General features: G+C 43.1%; 26 protein-coding genes and 1 tRNA gene. 14 read left to right on the plus strand and 13 right to left on the minus strand.

The genetic code is table 11. The features are described from left to right. Nucleotides 1–55: 55 nt before the first annotated feature. The 3 genes from COT72_00170 to COT72_00180 all read left to right on the plus strand — a co-directional run bounded on the left by COT72_00170 (nucleotide 56) and on the right by COT72_00180 (nucleotide 1769). Nucleotides 56–847: a hypothetical protein gene (locus tag COT72_00170; protein PIO00635.1), complete on the plus strand. Its 792-nt coding sequence runs from the start codon at nucleotides 56–58 to the stop codon at nucleotides 845–847. A gap of 1 nt (nucleotide 848) precedes the next feature. Further along, nucleotides 849–1301: a hypothetical protein gene (locus COT72_00175; GenBank protein ID PIO00636.1), complete on the plus strand. Its 453-nt coding sequence runs from the start codon at nucleotides 849–851 to the stop codon at nucleotides 1299–1301. 177 nt (nucleotides 1302–1478) lie between these two features. Next, nucleotides 1479–1769: a cytochrome C oxidase subunit II gene (locus COT72_00180; GenBank protein ID PIO00637.1), complete on the plus strand. Its 291-nt coding sequence runs from the start codon at nucleotides 1479–1481 to the stop codon at nucleotides 1767–1769. 29 nt (nucleotides 1770–1798) lie between these two features. Here the strand turns inward: COT72_00180 and COT72_00185 are convergent, their stop codons facing one another. Next, a complete protein-coding gene (locus tag COT72_00185; protein ID PIO00638.1) occupies nucleotides 1799–2080 on the minus strand; it encodes a hypothetical protein in 282 nt (93 codons plus the stop codon). Between the two features lie 114 nt (nucleotides 2081–2194). On the opposite strand from COT72_00185, the gene COT72_00190 reads away from it, so the two are divergent. The 7 genes from COT72_00190 to COT72_00220 all read left to right on the plus strand — a co-directional run bounded on the left by COT72_00190 (nucleotide 2195) and on the right by COT72_00220 (nucleotide 7954). Then, complete coding sequence (locus COT72_00190) at nucleotides 2195–2692, plus strand: hypothetical protein (protein ID PIO00639.1); 498 nt, start codon at nucleotides 2195–2197, stop codon at nucleotides 2690–2692. A gap of 65 nt (nucleotides 2693–2757) precedes the next feature. Beyond that, nucleotides 2758–3273 (plus strand): hypothetical protein, encoded by a 516-nt coding sequence (locus COT72_00195; protein PIO00640.1) that lies wholly within the window; start codon nucleotides 2758–2760, stop codon nucleotides 3271–3273. Then, complete coding sequence (locus tag COT72_00200) at nucleotides 3270–3812, plus strand: hypothetical protein (protein PIO00641.1); 543 nt, start codon at nucleotides 3270–3272, stop codon at nucleotides 3810–3812. Before COT72_00195 ends, COT72_00200 begins: the two co-directional genes overlap by 4 nt. Next, entirely contained in the window at nucleotides 3809–4321 is a 513-nt protein-coding gene (locus tag COT72_00205) for a hypothetical protein (protein PIO00642.1), read from the plus strand. Before COT72_00200 ends, COT72_00205 begins: the two co-directional genes overlap by 4 nt. 150 nt (nucleotides 4322–4471) lie before the next feature. Beyond that, the gene (locus COT72_00210) at nucleotides 4472–5368 is read left to right on the plus strand and encodes a hypothetical protein (GenBank protein ID PIO00643.1); all 897 of its coding nucleotides are present in this window, start codon (nucleotides 4472–4474) and stop codon (nucleotides 5366–5368) included. Between the two features lie 31 nt (nucleotides 5369–5399). Continuing rightward, nucleotides 5400–7616 carry a copper-translocating P-type ATPase gene (locus COT72_00215; protein PIO00644.1) on the plus strand — a complete coding sequence of 739 codons (2217 nt, stop codon included), beginning with the start codon at nucleotides 5400–5402 and terminating at the stop codon, nucleotides 7614–7616. Nucleotides 7617–7657: 41 nt separating this feature from the next. Beyond that, complete coding sequence (locus tag COT72_00220; GenBank protein ID PIO00645.1) at nucleotides 7658–7954, plus strand: hypothetical protein; 297 nt, start codon at nucleotides 7658–7660, stop codon at nucleotides 7952–7954. 47 nt (nucleotides 7955–8001) lie between these two features. Here the strand turns inward: COT72_00220 and COT72_00225 are convergent. The 10 genes from COT72_00225 to COT72_00270 all read right to left on the minus strand — a co-directional run bounded on the left by COT72_00225 (nucleotide 8002) and on the right by COT72_00270 (nucleotide 14232). After that, nucleotides 8002–8073: transfer RNA gene (locus COT72_00225), tRNA-Gly, on the minus strand. 60 nt (nucleotides 8074–8133) lie between these two features. Next, a complete protein-coding gene (locus tag COT72_00230) occupies nucleotides 8134–8706 on the minus strand; it encodes a hypothetical protein (GenBank protein PIO00646.1) in 573 nt (190 codons plus the stop codon). A 294-nt stretch (nucleotides 8707–9000) separates the two neighbouring features. Beyond that, complete coding sequence (locus COT72_00235; protein PIO00647.1) at nucleotides 9001–9342, minus strand: hypothetical protein; 342 nt, start codon at nucleotides 9340–9342, stop codon at nucleotides 9001–9003. 262 nt (nucleotides 9343–9604) lie between these two features. After that, the gene (locus COT72_00240; protein PIO00648.1) at nucleotides 9605–10450 is read right to left on the minus strand and encodes a hypothetical protein; all 846 of its coding nucleotides are present in this window, start codon (nucleotides 10448–10450) and stop codon (nucleotides 9605–9607) included. A 59-nt stretch (nucleotides 10451–10509) separates the two neighbouring features. Next, nucleotides 10510–11322: a hypothetical protein gene (locus tag COT72_00245; protein PIO00649.1), complete on the minus strand. Its 813-nt coding sequence runs from the start codon at nucleotides 11320–11322 to the stop codon at nucleotides 10510–10512. A 64-nt stretch (nucleotides 11323–11386) separates the two neighbouring features. Next, a complete protein-coding gene (locus COT72_00250; protein ID PIO00650.1) occupies nucleotides 11387–11842 on the minus strand; it encodes a 30S ribosomal protein S15 in 456 nt (151 codons plus the stop codon). Nucleotides 11843–11974: 132 nt separating this feature from the next. Beyond that, nucleotides 11975–12562 (minus strand): Kae1-associated kinase Bud32, encoded by a 588-nt coding sequence (locus tag COT72_00255; GenBank protein ID PIO00651.1) that lies wholly within the window; start codon nucleotides 12560–12562, stop codon nucleotides 11975–11977. Then, nucleotides 12553–13518, minus strand: a complete 966-nt coding sequence (locus COT72_00260) for a UGMP family protein (GenBank protein ID PIO00652.1) — start codon at nucleotides 13516–13518, stop codon at nucleotides 12553–12555. Before COT72_00260 ends, COT72_00255 begins: the two co-directional genes overlap by 10 nt. Nucleotides 13519–13578: 60 nt before the next feature. Continuing rightward, nucleotides 13579–13791, minus strand: coding sequence for a 30S ribosomal protein S27ae (locus tag COT72_00265; protein ID PIO00653.1), 213 nt, complete (start codon nucleotides 13789–13791; stop codon nucleotides 13579–13581). Further along, a complete protein-coding gene (locus COT72_00270) occupies nucleotides 13792–14232 on the minus strand; it encodes a 30S ribosomal protein S6e (protein PIO00654.1) in 441 nt (146 codons plus the stop codon). Between the two features lie 86 nt (nucleotides 14233–14318). Between COT72_00270 and COT72_00275 the strand changes: the two genes are divergently transcribed. Continuing rightward, nucleotides 14319–15602, plus strand: a complete 1284-nt coding sequence (locus COT72_00275) for a hypothetical protein (GenBank protein ID PIO00655.1) — start codon at nucleotides 14319–14321, stop codon at nucleotides 15600–15602. A gap of 12 nt (nucleotides 15603–15614) precedes the next feature. Here COT72_00275 and COT72_00280 read toward each other — a convergent pair whose 3' ends face one another. Next, nucleotides 15615–17375, minus strand: a complete 1761-nt coding sequence (locus tag COT72_00280; protein ID PIO00656.1) for a translation initiation factor IF-2 — start codon at nucleotides 17373–17375, stop codon at nucleotides 15615–15617. Between the two features lie 47 nt (nucleotides 17376–17422). Beyond that, on the minus strand, nucleotides 17423–18025 hold the full coding sequence (locus tag COT72_00285) for a hypothetical protein (protein ID PIO00657.1): 603 nt from the start codon (nucleotides 18023–18025) through the stop codon (nucleotides 17423–17425). Nucleotides 18026–18111: 86 nt separating this feature from the next. Here COT72_00285 and COT72_00290 point away from each other — a divergent pair, with 86 nt between their 5' ends. From COT72_00290 to COT72_00300, 3 genes are read left to right on the plus strand one after another with little or no spacing between them, the layout of a single operon-like run. Continuing rightward, nucleotides 18112–18483, plus strand: coding sequence for a hypothetical protein (locus COT72_00290; protein ID PIO00658.1), 372 nt, complete (start codon nucleotides 18112–18114; stop codon nucleotides 18481–18483). 47 nt (nucleotides 18484–18530) lie between these two features. Next, a complete protein-coding gene (locus tag COT72_00295) occupies nucleotides 18531–19103 on the plus strand; it encodes a DNA-directed RNA polymerase (GenBank protein PIO00659.1) in 573 nt (190 codons plus the stop codon). Next, a complete protein-coding gene (locus tag COT72_00300; GenBank protein ID PIO00660.1) occupies nucleotides 19103–19291 on the plus strand; it encodes a DNA-directed RNA polymerase subunit E'' in 189 nt (62 codons plus the stop codon). The genes COT72_00295 and COT72_00300 overlap by 1 nt, the downstream gene beginning before the upstream one ends.

The raw sequence follows: 19291 nt of genomic DNA on the forward strand, positions 1-19291 counted from the left end.
GAATACTATGAAACGGTTACTATTGCCCACAATTTTATTAACAATCGTTACTGGTGTGTTTGCGCACAGTAATGTGTTGTACGGCGTTGATTTAAGTTTTAACACCCTATTTGAAGAAGGCGTGGTTCAAAGCGCCAAAGATTTTTTTAACACAACAAATACGCCTTCACGCATTGATTACGAGCATGAAGCACTGATTGTTAATTTTGAATCAGATAAGGAATTGTATGCAATTATAAGCCCAATTGATTTTTCTGTTATTGGTTTTAGAAATAACTCGCTTATTTCTGCTAAATCACAGGCAATACTTTTTAGTAAAGAAGCACGAAGAGCAAAGGCAGAAGCGGTTTTTCAAACGCTTGCAAACCGCTTACGCCAAGAACTCGTGTATGGTGAAGAAGTGCAGGAGTATTCAGGACAATTTCGCCACACCTGGTATCGCCAAGTTGAAGGCATTCTTGTTGCAAATGACTATTTTGAAGTTGAAGTAGACGGCCACACAGGAGATATTGTTTCCTGGAGAGCACCTCTTTTTATCTACCAAAAAAGTGCCATGACACTAACCCCTGCTATTTCGTACCGGGTTGCACAATACATTGCAGAAATTCGTTTTAATGCCAAACCAACAGACACGCTTCCTGTTCTTGTTATTGAAAAAACAAGACCGCTTTGGCTTGTTAAGGTCAAAGCGTTATATCCTATTTATGTTGCAGTTGATGCATTAACCGGCAGAGTCGTGTATTCTGGAAATCCCCGTTCCCCTCTTCCAGTTGACTATGATGCAGGCAGGGATGTTGCAGTTATCAAAACAGATTACATTAAGCAGGTTTATAGTGGTGACTTATAACATGATGAAAACAAAACTTCTTTTAGGACTCTTATTCGTGCTGCCCGTTATTTCAGGATGCACGCAAGCTACCCTTGATAACGACTACATCAAGGCACAAAAACTCATTGATGTTAACAGCAATCAATATACGGATATGGCTGCAAGCGGCACACTTGAAGATGGCGTGCGCGTGATTCGTATAAGCGCGCAGCAATTCAACTTTGACCCTGCCCTCATTATTGTGAATAAGGGAGAGCGCGTGCGTCTTATTATTGAAGTTGAAGACATTCCTCACGGGTTTGAAATCGAAGGATTTAACATTCCAGGCTATGATATCAGTACTATTATACGAAAAGGAACGCCTCTTGTGCTCGAATTTCTTGCAGATGAGGCAGGTGTGTGGGAATTTATCTGCACAATTTATTGCGGTTTTGGCCATAGCGAAATGAAGGGGACCTTTGTGATACGATGAACAGTGCTCTACCGTAAGGGGAAGTGAAATACTATGATAAACAAAAATTATGTTGCAGGTCTGTTCTTACTCGGCGTCTTAGTTATTGCTGGTTGCACGCAAAACAGCATCCTCTTAGGCTAAGCGTCTGAGAGTGAGAACAGCCTTGGTCAAACACAAAACGATGCCTCACCTGATGTGCAACTCACTGGCGAGATAAAGGAGTTTGAGATTATTGCAAAACAATGGGAGTTTATTCCATCAACAATACGTGTAAACCTAGGAGACCGTGTTGAATTGCACGTTGAAAGCACTGATGTGGCGCATGGTTTTATGCTTCCTGAATTTGGAATTAGTGAATATCTAAACCCCGGCGTGGATGTGCACATTGACTTTATTGCAGATAAAACCGGCACGTTTTCTTTCTCGTGTTCAGTTCCGTGTGGAAGTGGTCACGGAAGAATGACTGGACAATTAATTGTAGAATAAAAAAAGAAAAGAAAAAGATTTTTTTTTCTTTAGTTATGCATTGGACAGCCGCCAAAATCTGCGTCTTCACCATGCATGCTTCTGTGGTGTTGTATCATATCACCAAGACTTGAGTCATTGCCATGCATCTCATTGTGAAATGCAATCATGTCATCAACGTCGGCATCAGGTTGGTCATGCATTATTTGGAAGTGTTCAAGCATGTCCTGCAGGAAGTTTCCTTCCCCAGTTGGATTGTTAGCATAGCCATGGGCAAACGCAATTCCTCCAACTACCATAATTGCTGCAAGCGCGAATAATGCTCGTTTCATTGTCTCACCTCACTATAGCTTAGTAAGGTTAGAACATATAAAGAGGCGTAAAGAATAGTGAAAGAATAGTGAAAACCACTACCTTTTAATAGGGATTATTTGTACGTTTTGATAATGCAACAAAAGCTATTTGCCCTCTTACTGCTTATCCTTGCCATGGCATCTTTTGTTTCTACATATCAGTTTCGCGCAAATGAGGATTTTCTCAATGATAAGATAATGGAATTAAACGGGGATTCATGTGTGTTGTCCAATGGGTATTGTTTGCACACTGACCGTAATGAAACCCCCTATTTTCTTGGGTATTTTACGAGTTTTGGTCTGGTGATTGCCGCATTTCTTGTAGTCTATATATCATTTAGCAAGCGCTCACGTGCCCATCATGTAGTTCAAAAACCCGTTCCTGCTATTGCAGAGCGCGAGTTGGATGAAGAGGAACAAGCTGTTTTTAACCTTGTGCAGGATTCACAAGGCTCTGTGTTTCAATCAGACCTGGTGCGCAAGACTGAATTTTCTAAAGTAAAAATAACGCGCATTCTTGACCGGCTTGAAACAAAAGGTCTTATTGAGAGAAGGCGCAGAGGCATGACAAACCTTATTGTGCGCCTTTGAAACTAGTTTCAAACGTATTATTATAAGCTGTTTCGCCCACTCACTGGTCATACACATATGGTGTGATGAACATGAAAAACATATATTATGGTGTGGGTGCACTTGCGCTTCTTATTGTGGGTGTCTTGATTGGCGGCGTTTTGTTCAATCAGCCGGCAACAACAGGCCTTGCTGTTGGCAGTCAAAATGCTGACACGCTCGAACTTGGTGGAGAATCAGTGAAGGTTTTTCACTCATCAACGTGTGGTTGTTGTTCAATGTATATGAGCTACTTGCGCGACAATGGTTTTGGCGTTGACTCTGAGTCAGTAGCTAATATCAACACAATCAAAGAACAGTACAATATACCGGTTAATGGCTCAAGCTGTCACACAACAATTGTAGGAAACTACGTGGTTGAAGGACACGTTCCGGTTCAGGCAATCAAAAAACTGCTTGACGAACAACCTGCTATTGACGGCATAACTGTTCCGGGCATGCCACGCAATAGTCCGGGCATGGGTGGAAATGGAGACGGCTTAATTGTCTACACACTCAATAACGGAGCTGTTGGAGACGTGTTCATGGTGGTTGACTTATGAAAAAACTCGCTGCAGTTCTTGCAATGCTTATTTCAGCAAGTGCAGCACGCGCCCACTGCCCCCTGTGTACGGGGGCAATCGGGTTTGCCGTTTTTTCCGCATCACTTTTTGGCGTTGATGCAAGTATTATTGGCGTGTTTGTAGGCGCCTTTGCTATCTCAACAGGTCTTTGGATGAGCAGAAAAATTCAAGAAAAATACGGGCAAAAAATTCCTGCGCAAAACCCGGTTATTGTGTTAGCATCATTTTTGCTTACGGTCGTGCCGCTCATGGCACTTAATACGGGAATGGTTATGTTGCCACTTCTTTTGTTTGGCGAACCCGGCTCTATTTTGAACAGGGTGTATAGCATTAACAGTCTTGTATTTGGAAGCGTGATTGGTGCAACAACCAGTTTGATTGCATTCAAACTGCACAACCTTGTAAAAGAAGTTCGTGGAAGCGTGCTTTTCCCCTATCAAAGCATTGCTTTTGCACTTGGCTTGCTTACCCTTGTGAGTATTGTATTGCAGCTTATTATTAGCAAGGTGATGGTATGAAGCCTGAAGTCAACAAATGGCTTGAACAGGTTGAGCGTGTCAAACAGGAGGGGGTTGACTTGTCGCGTGATGAGGATTTGAGCATTGCAATTATGAATCTTGTCAGTTTAGAAGAGCATTTCTATTTTAGTGCAATGAAGACAAACAACAAGAAATATGTAGCAATGCTTGACGCAGTGAGGAATGTTCGAAAGAATATGCTTGCAAAAATCGTGAAAAACCCGCAGGGCGAGGAATGGTGCGTAAGCAAGCACTTGCTTGCTGCAAGCATGCGCTTAATTGAAGTCGGCACAAAAGAGCTTGCAAAAAAGAATCATGCACAGGCAGATGAATTTTTTTCTTCTGCTTTTGATTTGTATTCGCTTTTTTTTGCCATAAATACGGGTGTGGTGAAATCTCAAGGGCTGAGCAAAGAAGAGAAAGAAGCAATTGAGCCTGTTGAAAAAACGCCTTTGTTTAAGAAAGTAACAGACTTTGTCAAACACGCGGTTGACTGCTGCAGAGAATAATTATAGTGATATACGATGGGAGATTGTTGTTCAAGTAATAAATCAAAAAAACAAAAACAAAAAACTCAGCAAAAAGAGGAAAAAAAAAGTAAAAGCTTGCTTGCGCGTTTACTCAAACGCTAAAGCAAACCTTTCTTTTTTTTAGCTATCATGGAAATAAAAATTCGCTGGACCCCAAAGCTCATCGGTGTTGTTGGCGCAGCGTTGTTGTTGGGATTTTATGCAAGCATTCTGACCCTGTTTAATGGGGTTAATCATACTATTGAACAATTTGAGATGTACTGGTATTTTATCATCCCGCTTGTTGTTGGTTTTGGTATTCAGCTTGGTCTTGTTGCATTCATGCATTACAAATCAAAAGCAAGCGGCATGGCAAAAGTAAGTGGTGCAATGAGTGCAGGCTCAATGGTTGCGTGCTGTGCGCATCACATTACTGATTTTGTTCCGCTTCTTGGTGTGAGCGCGGTTGGTTTGTTTCTCGCAGACTACACGCCGGTATTCCTGCTCTTTGGCGTGCTCTCAAACGTGATAGGCATTTTGTTTATGCTGCGTGAATTGCAAAAGCACGGACTACTCAAAGATATAATGTACTTGCCTTCCTTGAATTTTGATGTTGCATTCAAAGCAGGGCTTGGCATGAGTGCGGTTGTTTTTGTTGCGTATTTTATCATGTTCCAGGCTCCTGGCAGCGGTCTTGACGTGACTGCGCTTGCTTCGCTTCCTGCATCTTCTTTGCAAACACTTACTGATTCGCAGTTGGATGTGGTGTTTGATGTGACGCCGCGCGTTGAGAATGGCGCTGTTTTGTTTGATATTGGCATTAACAATCACCAGTATGATGTGGCTTTTGATATTGTGAAGGAAAGCTCGCTTGAAATTAATGGACAGGCATGGACTAGTCTTTCTTCGTGGGTGGGCGCTCCAATTAGTGGGCATCACGTAAGCGGCACGCTCGTGTTTGAGGGCGTTTCTCAGGATGTTTTACGCCTTAAACTTGTTGTTCAACTGCTTGGCACCACGCGCACGTTTGAATGGAAAGATATATGAGCAAAAAAATAGTTTAGTAGGGTTGTAGGCAATGGTTAAACAACAGTTGCAGATTAAGGGAATGCATTGCGCGTCATGCGCGCTTACCATAGAAAAAGCGCTCAAAAGTGTTACGGGTGTGCAGGACGCATCGGTGAATTATGCAACAGAACAAGCCCATATTGAGTATGATGAAGTTCATACAAATCAAGAGGAACTAACGCGTGCAGTTAAAGACGCGGGCTATGACATACTGGGCAGTGATGAGAAAAAACAGGATAGGTATGCCCTGCGTGACGCTGAGCGAAAAAAAGAACTTAAAAAATTGGGCGTTCTTACCCTTATTGGCATCCTGCTCTCCATTCCTGCGTTCATACTTGTTTTTCCGCTTAGCTGGCTTGGCATCACTCTTCCTTTTACAAACCAGATTTTATTCTTTCTTGCAACGCCTGTGCAAATTCTGCTTGGGCACCGGTATTATAAAGGCGCGATAAAAACTGCTTTGCATTTTCGCGCAAATATGGACACGCTTATTGCGCTTGGCACAAGCGCAGCTTATTTTTACAGTGTGCTTGTTATTGTATTTCCTGGCGTGCTTGGTTCCCACACTTATTTTGAGTCAGCGGCATTTATTCTTACCTTTATTACATTAGGCAAGTGGCTTGAAGCGTTTGCAAAAGGAAAAGCATCAGACGCGATTCGTGCACTTATGAATTTGCAGCCAAAAAAAGCCCTTGTTATTCGTGATGGCAAGGAAGTGGAAATTTCTGCAAGCGAGGTCGTGAAAGGAGATATCGTGCTTGTTAAACCGGGTATGAGTATTCCCGTTGATGGTGTTGTTGTTTCTGGTATTTCTTCTGTTGATGAATCTATGATAACTGGTGAGAGTATTCCTGTTGAAAAAACAAAAGGGGATACCGTAATTGGCGCGTCTATTAACAAGCTTGGCGCGATTCGTATTCGTGCGACAAACGTTGGCGAACAAACTGCGCTCAGCCAGATTATCAAACTAGTTGAGGAAGCGCAAGGAAGCAAAGCACCTATTCAGGGTTTGGCAGACGCGGTGAGTGGCTATTTTGTTCCTGCAGTTATTGTTTTCTCACTTTTCGCGTTTGCGTTTTGGTACTTTTTTGGCGCGCAATCGTTTGTATTTTCGTTTACTATTCTTGTAGCGGTTCTTATTATTGCGTGCCCCTGTGCGCTTGGTCTTGCAACACCCACCGCAATTATTGTGGGAACGGGCAAAGGCGCTGAGAACGGTATTCTTATCAAGCACGCGCACGCGCTTGAAGATGTGCACAAAGCAGACACGTTTGTGTTTGATAAAACAGGAACGCTTACAAAAGGAGAGCCGCAAGTCACTGATGTGATGGGTCTTGCAAACACAAGCGAAGACGAGGTGCTCACGTACGCGGCAATGCTTGAAGCAGATTCAGAACACGTGCTTGCTCAGGCAATTCTTGCTCGGGCAAAAGAAAAGAAGCTCAAACTCCCCTCAGTTACGAATTTTAAAGCAATCCCGGGTCAGGGCTTGCAGGCGCATTATAAGGGAAGCCGTTTTTTGCTTGGAAACGCGCGCTTGATGAAAGAAAAACGCGTTGATCTTTCAAAGGTTGGTTCTCAACTCAATTCACTTCAAGAGGAGGGAAAGACCGTGATGGTTCTTGCAAAACAAGCGCACGCGATTGGCCTGATTGGCGTTGCTGACCCGCTCAAACCCTCTTCAGCACGCGCAATTGCATCTCTTGAGAAAATGGGCAAGCGCGTGTTTATGATAACTGGTGATAATGAGCAAACAGCTAAAGCTATTGCAAAACAGGCAGGTATTAGTAATGTGCTTGCAAACGTGCTTCCTGAAGAAAAAGAGAGCAGGATTGCCAAACTTCAAGAGCAAGGCAGTTTTGTTGTGATGGTGGGTGATGGCATTAATGACGCGCCCGCGCTTGCGCGTGCAAACGTTGGCATTGCAATTGGTGCGGGCACTGATGTTGCACTTGAAACCGGCCAAATCGTGTTGATGAAAAGCGATTTGCGTGATGTAGTTCGCGCAGTTGAGTTAAGCGAGTACACGCTTAAAAAAATCAAGCAAAACCTGTTTTGGGCGTTTTTCTACAATGTGGTGAGTGTTCCTGTTGCTGCGGGCATTTTATATCCAAGCTTTGGTTTTCTTCTCAATCCCGCAATCGCAGGTGCAGCAATGGCGTTTAGTTCCGTTTCTGTGGTAACAAACTCGCTTCTTATGAAACGGTTTAAACCAAAAGCGCAATAACAATATTTAAAAAGCGTGTTATTCTCATTCTGGCTCACGCTATGTTTGAATTTGTTAGAGAATGGAAAAAACAATATGCCTTAGAGGTGGATACGCATAGTGCGAACCGTTCTCTATTATGCCATTGCACGCAGGAACAAGAACTTGTTTCATTGCTTGAGCCCCTTGTTCTTGAAGGCGTATCAATACAAAAAACAGAGACCTCACTTGAAATTCCTCTTGCCTACGTATCAGCGTCCCGTCCATTGAAATGCGCCGGTGCGGACATGGTTCTTGATGTGTACGGTGGTTTGGTGTATCACTCTCTTTCTGATAGGCAATGGTGCTCTGTTTTTTGAGTCAACGTTTTCATTGAGAAACAGATTGAATTTCATAATAAAGGAAGTGCACCCGCCGAGATTTGAACTCGGGTCACAGCGTTGGCAACGCCATATCCTAACCACTAGACTACGGGTGCAGGGTATTATTTGAACAAGTGAGAGAGGTCTTTTAAACTTTTTTATCAAAGAAGCGTGTGCTATGCTGCAACGCGGTATTTGAGAACTTCCGTGACTTTGAGCGGGTGCACTTTTTTAAGGTCGTTTTTGATGTCTTTTTGCAGTGCGCCTTGAAGGATGCTTGTTACGAACGCGTCATATTCAAGTCCTACTATGCGGGTTTTGATTGATTGCATGCCTTTTGCTCGCAGGTCTTTTCGTTGGTTTGCTGTGCATTGTGAGGTTGTGAGCAGGAGTACTTTGACTGTTACGTTTTTGCCGTCTTTTGTTGGCGTGGTTGTGATAATGTCGATTCGTGAGCCGTTTTTTCTAATAAGTCGTTTGATGTGGCTTTCCATGAGCTCGTATGATTTGAGAATGGTTGTTGCGCGGTCTCCTTTTACTTGGTTGATTTTGAACGTGAATTTTCTGGTTTGTTTTCGAGGGTCGTTTGTGAGTAAGGATGCGTTTGTTCTGATAGTCCTTCCAAGAACGTCTTTTTCTTCATACCCAACGGTGTTTCCAAGGTCTGCTTCGTTGAAGAGTGCTGGTGCTTGCACGCTAAACCAGCGTTTCTTGTTCCATTTGAGTTTTGGTGCGATTCCTTTAACCATTGTTTCTGCAACGTTTTAAGTGACGAGTGCTTTTTAAAGGTTACTCTTGGTTTGGACACAAGATTTGTTCATTCCATAGCAGAGGCGTACGTGAAGGAGAAAACGTATTTGTTCATTGTTTCTCTATCTTTTTCTGTGCTTCTTCGTATCTGCTGTTATTGGTTCAACAAGTCTCACAAATCAAACAGTGAATAATTCTTCCCTTGTAATGATGAATAATTCTTCAACACACGCACAACCTGTTATCGAAGAAAAAATTAACTGGAGTGAAGTACCCCAGTTTGACTTTTCAGGTTAGTTTAAGCAACAATAAATGTTTCCTGTTTCTAAACATCCGATGTTTTGTCCATATGGTGCTTCACTTTGGTTAGTGGTTGTGTTGCCACTGGGGAGTATGTAGGTAGTGCACTCTTCTGCGCATTCTAGTCCCCCATTTGCTCTACATGCTATCCCTGCGTTTGCAGTGATATCCGCATTTTGTTTTACGGGCGCTATTGCTCCTACTTTACTTTCTGGTTGTGTCATGTTTTCTAGATAGATAGTTGATATGATGATTGTTGAGAGTGAGAGTATAATGCCTATTCCAATTCCTGTTAGAATGAGAAAATATTTTTTTTGTAGAAGTGGGTTTGACATATAATTTTTTTTACTGTTATTTACATAATATAAATTTTTCTTTGTTTATCGTTTACGAGATTTTAACAACGTTTAAATAAGTTGGTTGTGTGTTTTGTGGCGGAGGGTTACTTGAACAGGAAAAAGTTTTTGTTCATTGTTTTTCTATTATTTTCTGTGCTCTTCTTTTCTATTACTGTAACAGCGCTAAGTATCACTAACTCAACGAATGCTACAAATCAAGCGGTTTTTCCTGCGATAACTGCACGTAAAGTAACTTTGCTTACGGCTGAATAAGAGTTGATTCTTCCCAGGGCTTGCACACGGGTTTGAAGTGGCAATAATCGCAGAGTTTTGTGACGGTACGGTTAAAACGTGTTTCTTCAAGGGGAAGTGCTTTAATGTGGTCAAGGAGTTTTTCAACTTCAAAAACATCTTCTTTTTGAGGCTTGTAAAACACGCTCTCACCTGTTTTTGCATAATAAATGCTCAAATGCAAAGGAAGCGCGTTATTCTTTTTCTCATACATGTACGCGTACGTTTTCAATTGCAATAAATGAGAATCATCAATGGTATGAGGAATACCGTTTTCCCCACTCTTATAATCAACCACGCCAACACCCCTGCCAAACACATTTACAACTTTATCAATATACCCATGCAAGTTATCAATTTTGATGTATTCCTCGCGACTTTTTGGCTTGAAATAACGCTCAAAATTTGATGAAAACCACTTGTCGTCTGCGCTGTTTTTTTTGAAAAAGTTATGCATGCGATACGCTTCTTTTATAGCAAAGAACCGCAAGAATTCGCGCGTCTCATCCTGCCACTTTTTCTCATCATCAAACACGCTGCGGTGTTTTTGTGACAACTTATTCCACTCCATAGCCATTATGGTGTTAAGAATGTGTGAGAATTTGTCTGCAAGCAGTTCCCAATTCTTGTGCTGCTTGAGCATGTCTGCTTGTATCATGTCATAAAAGTCTTCAAGCACTTTGTGAAAGAGGGTTCCGCGAATCGCGTGCGGACTGTCTGGTTCAGGAAGCTTTTTGATGTAGCGATACCAAAACTTGCGCGCACAAGACGTGTACGTAACAATCTTACTCGGGCTCAACATCAGGTCAACCATGGCAAACACAAAGAAGAAGTACCTATTAAATATGTATGCACGCGCCCGTCCACTTTTCTTTAACCAAACACGTCTTTGCACGCGAGCACGTACTCACGCGCCTTTTTTGGATTAAATGTGTCCATGCCGTATGCGGTAGTGTGCGGATTCGGCTTGCGAAGACCGCTCTCAGCATCAACGCTGAATTGTGCGCTTCCAACTGCGGCTGCAAGTTTTTCAATCACCCTGCTTGCATTTTCACTATTAATTCCTCCTGCAAAGATGAGGGGGAGGTGGTATTTGCGCATTTGTTTGCCAAACGCTCCGGCACGCGTTATGTTAAGCGTTCGTTTCTTGCCTGTTTTTGGGTCAACACTGGCCCCATGTGTTGGGTCAAACATAGCATACCGAATCATAGGTCGCTCAAGAACAAAGTTGGTAAGCTCTTTAATATTGTAATCCTCTTTTTTAAACGCGCCCACATCGCTGAGAGCAACCGACACTTTGAAGATGATATCTACATCAAACAAAGTAGTTACCTCTTCAAGAAGTGACGATTCAAGGGGGAGTGTGTTGAATTGGATTTTTTTAGCAAAGTAATCCAAATGGTTTTCTTTGAGAAGTATGTGTAAATCAGGCATGATGGTTTGTGAGTCTTTTGTGTAATAATGAATGGTTGGTTCAAAGCCGTATTTGCGTGTTGTTTCAAACAAGTCAGTTACGTCTTTAAGGTGTGGTTGGCGATTATTACTTGGACCCTGACAAATACTTTTGTGCGAGAACTGGTAGCCAATCACTATCTCATGGTTTTCAAAGCGAACGTTTCCCAATTCATGCTTGAGCTCGTCAAGTTCGTATGGCGAGGAAATTCCGCTTATGCTAACAAAATGCATTCTCATGACTGTTTTGACAAGACCCGCATTTTTAATTGTTTATATTACACGTTCGCTGCACGGCTTATCCAATGATGAGCTTTGCTTCTTCTGGGTTGTAACGCCATGCTGCGTCAACTTTGCCTGTTTTCTGATAGTATTTGGTGAGGCGTTTGATTTTTGACTCAATAAGATGTAGACCCCGCGTTGAGTGCTTGTCATTTTTATTTGATTCCAAGTGTTTTCGCAAGTTGACTGCGCGTTTCATAAGGTCAAGAAGGTCATGGGGAAGTTGTTTTGAAAGCTTGTTTTCAACAAGGATGTTAGTAAGCTTTTTTCCTGTTACTGTGCGAACATCTGGAATGCCGTACTGGTCGCGAAGAAGAGTTCCAATCATGGCTGGTGTCTTGTCGTCTTTGCCGAGCTTGATGACGAGTTTTTCAACTACATCAGGCTTGTGGCGCACCCAAGACGAAGCGTTGCTTCGTGCAGGCTTTGTTGAGCCGCTCTTTCCTTTTTTTCTCGCATGCATTCGTGCCATGGTTTGTATGGTTGGTTAAAGAATAAGGGGTTTTTAAAGCTTACTCCTTATTAATGGTTACAACACGTTCTAAATATTCTCGCGTTCCTTGTTCGGGAATAACATGGTGCGTTCGCACAAGGCGTTCAAAACTCATAAGTATCGTCCTCGCTTTTTCACTTCTTCAAGACGGGCAATAACCGCACCACTTTTCTCGTATGCACTATATCCTTTGAGAAATGCCTTGAAGAATTTGTCTGCATTTTTTGGGTGCTTAGCATTGAACGCTTCTTCAAGCACGCGCACATCTACTGCGCGGTCCTCTGTTTTTTTGGTCTCAAAACCCAATCCAAAATCAATGAAATACACTTCACCTTCTTTGAGAATCATGTTTGACGTGGTCAAATCCCCATGTATAAGGTCGTGCGCGTGCAATCGTGCAACGCTCCTGCCAATGTCTTCACACACCCAGTTCCATTCAGTGAACGTGTCAAGATGGTCGCGAAGCAGTTTTCCCTCAACATAAGTCATCTCAATCGTGTCTTTGCCTGTTTTAAGAAGCCTTGGCGCGCGCACGCCAATGCGCCGCGCATCGCTGAGGAGTTTTGCCTCTTTTTTAGTGCGCCAAAAACGCAGGTTCTCATCAAGTGTGGGATGGCGGTAGCCTTTTTTAACGCGTTCTTTAATGACCGTGCCGTTGCTGCGCGTGAGCACGGCTTCTGCGCCGCGGCTTAGTTCCATATCACATCCACCTGGTCTGTTCTAAAATCCTGATTAACGCGTGTGGTACTACTTTTCACGCCTGCTTTGTGCATGATAATACCTGTCCATGCAATCATTGCCCCGTTATCCACGCACACGCCAGGCGGTGGTGCGCTAAAAATGGCGCCGCGCTCTTTGCACATGATTTTGCACATTTCTTGCAGGCGCTTGTTTGCTCCAACACCTCCGCCAAGCACGAGTTCGTTTTTTTGCGTGTGAGCCATAGCCCGTTCTGCTACTTCAACAAGCATGGCAAACACGGTTTCTTGCAATGAAAAACACACATCTTCAAGCGGTTGGTTTATATCAAGGGCTGCGTTCATGATTCCTGAAAAGTGTAAGTCCATGCCTTTTACGTTGTATGGCAGGCTGAGAAGTTTTTTCCCTTTTTTTGCATGTTCTTCAATTTTTGGCCCTCCAGGAAAAGAGAGTCCTTTGCTTCGTGCAAACACGTCAAGCATGTTTCCAACACCAATATCATGGGTTTCGCCAAACAAGCGATACCTCCCGCCTTCAAGCGCAATAACCTGCGTGTTCGCGCCTGACGTGTAGAGAAGCACTGGGTCTTTGAAGCCTGAGAATTTCTTGCCAATCTCTAAGTGCGCAACGCAGTGGTTTACTCCAACAAGTGGTTTTTTAGTCACGTACGCGAGCGTGCGCGCAAATACTGCGCCGACTTTAAGGCACGGTCCAAGTCCGGGTCCCTGTGAGAATGAGATAAGGTCAATGTTGCTCAGCGCGAGCTGTGCTGAACTCAGCGCTTTTTTAAGAATATCATAACACGCGCTTGCGTGGTGTTCTGCTGCTTCACGCGGGTGAATTCCTCCTTTTTTTGGTTTGAACATGTCGCGCTCGTTTGCAAGAATCTCACCAGTATCAGTGATAATGCCAATGCCAAACGTGTGAGCCGTGCTTTCAATACCTAAGCAAATCATTATTACAAGACAACCCTCGCTCATGTTTAAAAAACTTTGTAAGAATACTTTGCGGAGATGTTAGTCTTGCTTGAACTTAGTGTAACCACATTTTCCGCACGTTTCGCGGTTTTTGTGTTGTGCCATGTACACGCCTGCACCACATTTTGCGCACATGCTTTTGTTTCGTGAAAGTGTGTTTCCTTCAATGGTGAATGCTTGGTATTTCTTGCTTGTGGGGCGCTTTGTTGGTTTTCTTTTTCCACGCGTTCGAACTTTTGGTCCTGATGCCATTTATTGTTCACCTTCCTTTTTTTCGCCTTCTTCTTTTTTGAACACATCAGCAAGAGGGGTTTTGCCTTCTTTTACTATTTTCATGTTCACTTGTGCAATGTCTGTGTCAATAGCATTTCCGCGAACGGTTTTTCGTCTTCTTAGGCCTTTTGCATCTGGTTTAAAGCCGACTCCGCCGCTAATAAGAAGTTTCTTTCGTTTCGTGCCAGGAACGCTTTTTCTCATGGCAAAGCCTTGCGTGTCATTTCCGCCTGTGATTTCAAATTCATAGCCTTGCAAGTCAAGAACTTCTCCTTTAAGAGTCTCGCCAATGCGTTTTCCTACCAGGAGTTTTACATCCTCATCAGTAAGCGGTTTTCCATACGTCTTGCCTGTTTTTGGGTCTGCGATTACAGCTTTCATTGTGTGTTGTGCCACCTGTGTTGTAGTTAAAAATATCATATCCTTTAAAAAACTATTGGATTTCTTAGCATCTACCCTTTTTTAAGACGATTATTTAATATGTGCATGCTGCTCTTTAGTAGGACATGCGCGTGGTGTGGTTTTTTGTTCTAAGTATAGTCCTTGTTCTTTTTGGTGTAGGACTGGTAAATTCCGTTTTTTTTGGAAAAACCTATGCGTGTCTTGATTGCAATCTTGTCATTATCTCGCTTGACACGCTGCGAGGAGACATGCTTGGATATATGAATTATTCATTAAACACCACGCCCTTTTTAGATGAGTTCTCCAAAGAGTCAGTTGTGTTTACGCGAGCGTTTTCAAACGCGCCGTGGACGCTTCCAAGCCATGCAAGCATGTTTACCGGATTGTTCGCGGGCACGCATGGTGCCATACAAGGGGATAGCGTGCTTACAAACACAACGTTCACTGAGGTATTGGCAAACAAAGGGTATGCAACATTCGCATTTAGCGGGGCAGGATTTGTTTCAGAAGCAACCGGTGTTTTGAACGGTTTTCAAACCGTGTTTGAGGATAAAACAACTATCTTTTTAAAACCATTTGATTTTCCGGTTATTAGAGATACGCTTGCTTGCAAAAGCCCTTTTTTCGCTTTTTTCCACACCTACTACCCGCATGACCCGTACGTGTTGAATAATGAGAGCGAGGTGGTATTTCCAATCTTTAATTCTAATCTAAGCATCACACTTGCCCAACTGCTTTCACGCAAAGGCATTGATGTGAACACAATAAGCATGGAGGAGGCTCTTACTAACGTGTCATATCGCGAGATAAGCAGAGGCTATGTGTTAGAGTTTAATGACACACCGCGCGAAGCTGAGAACGCGAAGCGCGCGTATGCTAATAAGATTCGAAAAACAGACGAATACGTGCGGGAGCTTTTTAATCTGCTTGAAGAAAAGGGCTGTCTTGAAAAGACACTTGTGGTTGTCATGTCTGACCATGGCGAAGCGTTTGGCGAGCATGGCACGTTCCTGCACCGAAAACTCTACAACACGGAAATTCACGTGCCGCTTCTCATTCACTTTCCTGAAAACATGCATGAAATCCGCGAAGAACCAGTCATGCTCGCAGACCTGTTTCCAACCATTCTCACCAGTTTAGGCGTGTCCTATGCAGACCATGTTGATGGTACTGATATGTTTTCAGCCGAGCATGTGAGCACGATTATTTCAGGCCACGCACAGGAAACACCCTATTTCAAGGATATAAGCGTTATAAAAGACTCATATAAACTCATTATCACGCCAAACGGAACTGAACTTTACAATATTGCCGTTGATTTTGGTGAAACAACAAACCTCAATCAGTCGTTTCCAGAAGTAGTGGACGCGTTGCGTTCCCGTATCTGATTTCTAATCGGCTCACATACCCCAAAGCGCGTTTTGTTTGCGTTTGAGGTCAAGGATTTCTTGCAGGATTTCAAGTTCGTTTACGGTTAAAAATTTTTTCATGGAGAGAAGCGTTTTAAAATCGTGTTCAGAAATATCACTGTAAAAAAAGTCTGATTCCTCAAAATCGCGCTTGTATTTCGCGTTTTCAATGCTTATTGCAATGTGTTCGCCACGGCCAGCTTGTGCAACATTCTCATTTTGGTGTTGTATGCCTTTTACGCGTCCCAGGCTTTTTGCAGCGGCGTTTATGAGTTTTATGCCGTTTCGAAGCGTTCCGCCAATCACTTCAACACCTACAATGCACGGATTGAACTCGCGAAACACGCAATCTTCTTGCACCTGCAGTTTTACTGGCGTGGTTGTGGTAAGAAGAATTTCTTTTTCTTTTTCTGTTTTAAGCTGCTCTTTCCATTCTTCATAGTTTTCAACAAGTTTGTAGATGATGTTTGCTTTAAACACTTTGACGTGTTCTTTTTCAATCACCGCTTGTGCGCGCTCGCCAATATGCACATTAAACGCGAAAATAACGCCTAAGTAGGGTTCGTTTTCGCGCACGCCTTGTGCGGTCACCACATCTTTTTTGTTCACATCCCCGATTCCTGCGCTCTTTATGGGAATAGCATGTTCTTTGAGAATGCTGCTTAATGCTTCAAGCGAGCCAAGACTCTCAGCTTTGATAACAACCCCGGTTTCCTGGGTTTCAACAAGAATTGCATTAATCTGTTTTTGAATTGTTTCTTTGGTTTTTTCAATATCCTTTGCCCCTGCAATAAAGGGCATGCCCGGAATAACGCCTTCAAGGTCGGGCGCAGCTATTTTGATGCCCGCTGCAGCACCGATTTCTTTGAGCCGGTCATATTTTTTGGTTTGGCGTAGTTCTGTAAGAGGAGCTGGTTTGAGAAGTGATTTGACCTTGGTGATGATTGGTTTTTCAATACCCCCAATAATAAGCGCGTCATTGATGCGCACGCTGCCATTGTAGAGAATTACGTCAATGGTTTTTCCAAGGCCTTTTTCTTCTTTAACTTCGATAATTGAGCCTTTGCCTTCTGACTGTTTATTGATTTCAAGGCGGGCTTGCAGGAATTTTTGAGAAAGACCGCTCAATACCATGAGCAGTTCGCTAATACCTTCCCCGCTCACCCCTGAGGTTGGGATGAGTGCAATGGTTTTTGCATAATCTTCAACATCGCGAACATGTGCTGCATTAAATCCTGCTTGCGAGAGTTGACCCATAATGTCATAGAGTTTGAGGTTTAAGTTTTCAATGGCCTGCGAGTTTTGTTTTTTTTCAGAATGAGTGTATGACGTTGTGTGTTGTGCTCGCCAGCCATGCACGAGATCTATTTTATTGCATGCAATTACAAATGGGACTTTAAATGAGCGCAAGATATCAATGGATTCCTTGGTTTGCGGCTGCACGCCCTGATTAACATCAATAACAAGAACAGCAAGGTCTGCGATGCTTCCGCCGCGCTCGCGAAGTGATGAAAACGCCGCGTGTCCTGGGGTGTCAATAAATAAGAGTCCGGGAATCGTAAAATGTTTCCCTTTAATAAGGTCGCCGCACACGTCTTGAATGGTTTTAATCGGAATTTCTGTTGCGCCAATTTGTTGGGTGATGCCTCCTGCTTCTTTGTGTTGCACAGCCGTTCCCCTAATTTTGTCAAGAAGCGTAGTCTTGCCGTGGTCAACATGTCCAAGAACAGCAATAATTGGTTGGCGAATCATAGCTTTAGACAATCAAAAACGGGCTTTTAAACGTATCTGCTCACGGTTTATGCACGCTGTTTTTTAGAAACTGCATGTAATATCTTGAATAATGCGCGTGATGCAGGTTCAATATCGTAGCCGGGAAACCATGCTTCTTGCAATCGCGTTTCGCCTTTAACCTGCTCTGCTGATTCTTCATAGATTGCTCGAAGCACGCTTTTAGCGCTTGCTGACGCGTTTGCGTAGGGTGCGCACACAATCACGTACGCGTGACCGTGGAAGGGTCGCTGTTCAATAAATCCTTTCGGGTGGTTGTTGCTAAATTCTTGGAGTGCGCCTTTCACGTTATTTCCAAGACTTCGCTCAGCTTCACGCATGCGTTCCTGTTCTTGCGGGCTTGCGTTTTTGTACTGCACCATATCTTCTTTTGTAAACACAATTTTTCCAAGCGTTCCTAAAAAACCGGTGGTGAGCATTGATTTTTGGAGCAGTGAAACAGGCATTTCTCCTTCTGCTTTGATTGTTTCAAGCCTGCTTAACAATTCATTTTTTCCTTTAATAAGAGCGATTCCTTCAACAAGGGCAATAATCATGCCTGTAGTGTCAAGCACCATAAACTCACTGTTTTTGAGCAGTGTTTCAACTTCTTTTTGTAACGCATCGTGCATAGGGATATTGTGTTTTTTAATATAATATAAATATTTAGTTTGAGTATTCCAAAACGTGTTTATAGCAGCGATGCGCGCATACCCGTATGACCTACGTGTTTTTGGATGCAAACTTTTGCGTGGTTCCCTTCACCAAAGGAGTTGACATCATTGCTGAAATACCGGTTCTTGTTGAAAACGCACACATAGCAGTGCCTGATTTTATCCTGTTAGAACTCGAAAAAATCACGAAAAAAGAGCGTTTTGCAAAAGTCGCGCTCAAATACATTGAATCTGAAGGCATTGAGGTGTTGAGTACGGGTATGCTACCAAAAGACACGGATTCGGCATTGCTTGCGCTTGCAAAAGAGCACAACGCTATTATTGCAACCAATGACAAAGCGCTTCGCTCGCGCGCAAAGCGCAGAAACATTCACACCCTCTTTTTGCGCTCAGGCCAAACCCTTGAAAAAGCGTGAACAATTAAATTTAAATACCCTTGTGTTGTGTCATACATTCGATACTCATGTACCAGCGTGTGAAAGTAAAAGACAGGATTCGCGTCCCTCCCCACCTCTTTTCAGAAGACTTGGAAGGCGCAATTGAACAAGTTATCCGCGAGGAATACGAAGGAGGTCTTGCAAAAAATGCAGGAATCCTCTTACTGCTCAACAAAATTGAGTCAGTTGGCGAGGGAGTTATCCTTCCTGAGGACGGCGCAGTTTACTACGAGACTCTTTTTGAAATGATTGCGTGGGAACCGCACATGCACGAAGTTGTTGAAGGCGTTATTTCAGAAGTTCGCGAATTTGGCGTGTTCATGCGTATGGGACCTATTGATGGTCTTGTTCATGTTTCACAAGTTATGGATGATTTTGTCAACTACTCAAAAGCAGGAAGCTTGCTTGGAAAACAATCAGGAACCGTGCTTAAAGTAGGTGACAAGGTTCGCGCCCGCATCATCGCAATCAGCCTCAAAAGCAAAGAAACAGGAAAAATTGGTCTTACTATGCGCCAAAGCGGCATGGGACGGCTTGACCTTGTTGAGCAACAGGTTGCTGAAACTGAAGCTGATGCGAAAAAAGGAGGTACTCAATAATGGTACGAGCATGCAAAAAATGTTTAGTAATTGTTGAAAAAGGCAATGACTGCCCAATTTGTAAAAGTAAAGACCTTGGTACAAACATTAAAGGACAAATTGTTGTATTCAATCCTAATCACTCTCGCATTGCTGAGCGCATTCATGCAAACTCTCCAGGAGAATATGCAATACGGGTGAAATCATAA

Source organism: archaeon CG10_big_fil_rev_8_21_14_0_10_43_11, assembly GCA_002763265.1.
GTDB lineage: Archaea > Nanobdellota > Nanobdellia > PEZQ01 > PEZQ01 > PEZQ01.

What these genes read in the sequence shown, in the direction of transcription:
- COT72_00210 (PIO00643.1), top strand. Translation starts at nt 4,472, where the DNA reads ATGGAAATAAAAATTCGCTGGACCCCAAAGCTCATCGGTGTTGTTGGC.
- COT72_00300 (PIO00660.1), top strand. Translation starts at nt 19,103, where the DNA reads ATGGTACGAGCATGCAAAAAATGTTTAGTAATTGTTGAAAAAGGCAAT.
- COT72_00255 (PIO00651.1), bottom strand. Translation starts at nt 12,562, where the DNA reads ATGGAACTAAGCCGCGGCGCAGAAGCCGTGCTCACGCGCAGCAACGGC.
- COT72_00280 (PIO00656.1), bottom strand. Translation starts at nt 17,375, where the DNA reads ATGATTCGCCAACCAATTATTGCTGTTCTTGGACATGTTGACCACGGC.
- COT72_00220 (PIO00645.1), top strand. Translation starts at nt 7,658, where the DNA reads ATGTTTGAATTTGTTAGAGAATGGAAAAAACAATATGCCTTAGAGGTG.
- COT72_00275 (PIO00655.1), top strand. Translation starts at nt 14,319, where the DNA reads ATGCGCGTGGTGTGGTTTTTTGTTCTAAGTATAGTCCTTGTTCTTTTT.
- COT72_00270 (PIO00654.1), bottom strand. Translation starts at nt 14,232, where the DNA reads ATGATATTTTTAACTACAACACAGGTGGCACAACACACAATGAAAGCT.
- COT72_00205 (PIO00642.1), top strand. Translation starts at nt 3,809, where the DNA reads ATGAAGCCTGAAGTCAACAAATGGCTTGAACAGGTTGAGCGTGTCAAA.
- COT72_00245 (PIO00649.1), bottom strand. Translation starts at nt 11,322, where the DNA reads ATGCATTTTGTTAGCATAAGCGGAATTTCCTCGCCATACGAACTTGAC.
- COT72_00195 (PIO00640.1), top strand. Translation starts at nt 2,758, where the DNA reads ATGAACATGAAAAACATATATTATGGTGTGGGTGCACTTGCGCTTCTT.
- COT72_00240 (PIO00648.1), bottom strand. Translation starts at nt 10,450, where the DNA reads ATGGTTGACCTGATGTTGAGCCCGAGTAAGATTGTTACGTACACGTCT.
- COT72_00200 (PIO00641.1), top strand. Translation starts at nt 3,270, where the DNA reads ATGAAAAAACTCGCTGCAGTTCTTGCAATGCTTATTTCAGCAAGTGCA.
- COT72_00215 (PIO00644.1), top strand. Translation starts at nt 5,400, where the DNA reads ATGGTTAAACAACAGTTGCAGATTAAGGGAATGCATTGCGCGTCATGC.
- COT72_00230 (PIO00646.1), bottom strand. Translation starts at nt 8,706, where the DNA reads ATGGTTAAAGGAATCGCACCAAAACTCAAATGGAACAAGAAACGCTGG.
- COT72_00250 (PIO00650.1), bottom strand. Translation starts at nt 11,842, where the DNA reads ATGGCACGAATGCATGCGAGAAAAAAAGGAAAGAGCGGCTCAACAAAG.
- COT72_00260 (PIO00652.1), bottom strand. Translation starts at nt 13,518, where the DNA reads ATGATTTGCTTAGGTATTGAAAGCACGGCTCACACGTTTGGCATTGGC.
- COT72_00265 (PIO00653.1), bottom strand. Translation starts at nt 13,791, where the DNA reads ATGGCATCAGGACCAAAAGTTCGAACGCGTGGAAAAAGAAAACCAACA.
- COT72_00235 (PIO00647.1), bottom strand. Translation starts at nt 9,342, where the DNA reads ATGTCAAACCCACTTCTACAAAAAAAATATTTTCTCATTCTAACAGGA.
- COT72_00185 (PIO00638.1), bottom strand. Translation starts at nt 2,080, where the DNA reads ATGAAACGAGCATTATTCGCGCTTGCAGCAATTATGGTAGTTGGAGGA.
- COT72_00295 (PIO00659.1), top strand. Translation starts at nt 18,531, where the DNA reads ATGTACCAGCGTGTGAAAGTAAAAGACAGGATTCGCGTCCCTCCCCAC.
- COT72_00285 (PIO00657.1), bottom strand. Translation starts at nt 18,025, where the DNA reads ATGCACGATGCGTTACAAAAAGAAGTTGAAACACTGCTCAAAAACAGT.
- COT72_00175 (PIO00636.1), top strand. Translation starts at nt 849, where the DNA reads ATGATGAAAACAAAACTTCTTTTAGGACTCTTATTCGTGCTGCCCGTT.
- COT72_00290 (PIO00658.1), top strand. Translation starts at nt 18,112, where the DNA reads ATGACCTACGTGTTTTTGGATGCAAACTTTTGCGTGGTTCCCTTCACC.
- COT72_00190 (PIO00639.1), top strand. Translation starts at nt 2,195, where the DNA reads ATGCAACAAAAGCTATTTGCCCTCTTACTGCTTATCCTTGCCATGGCA.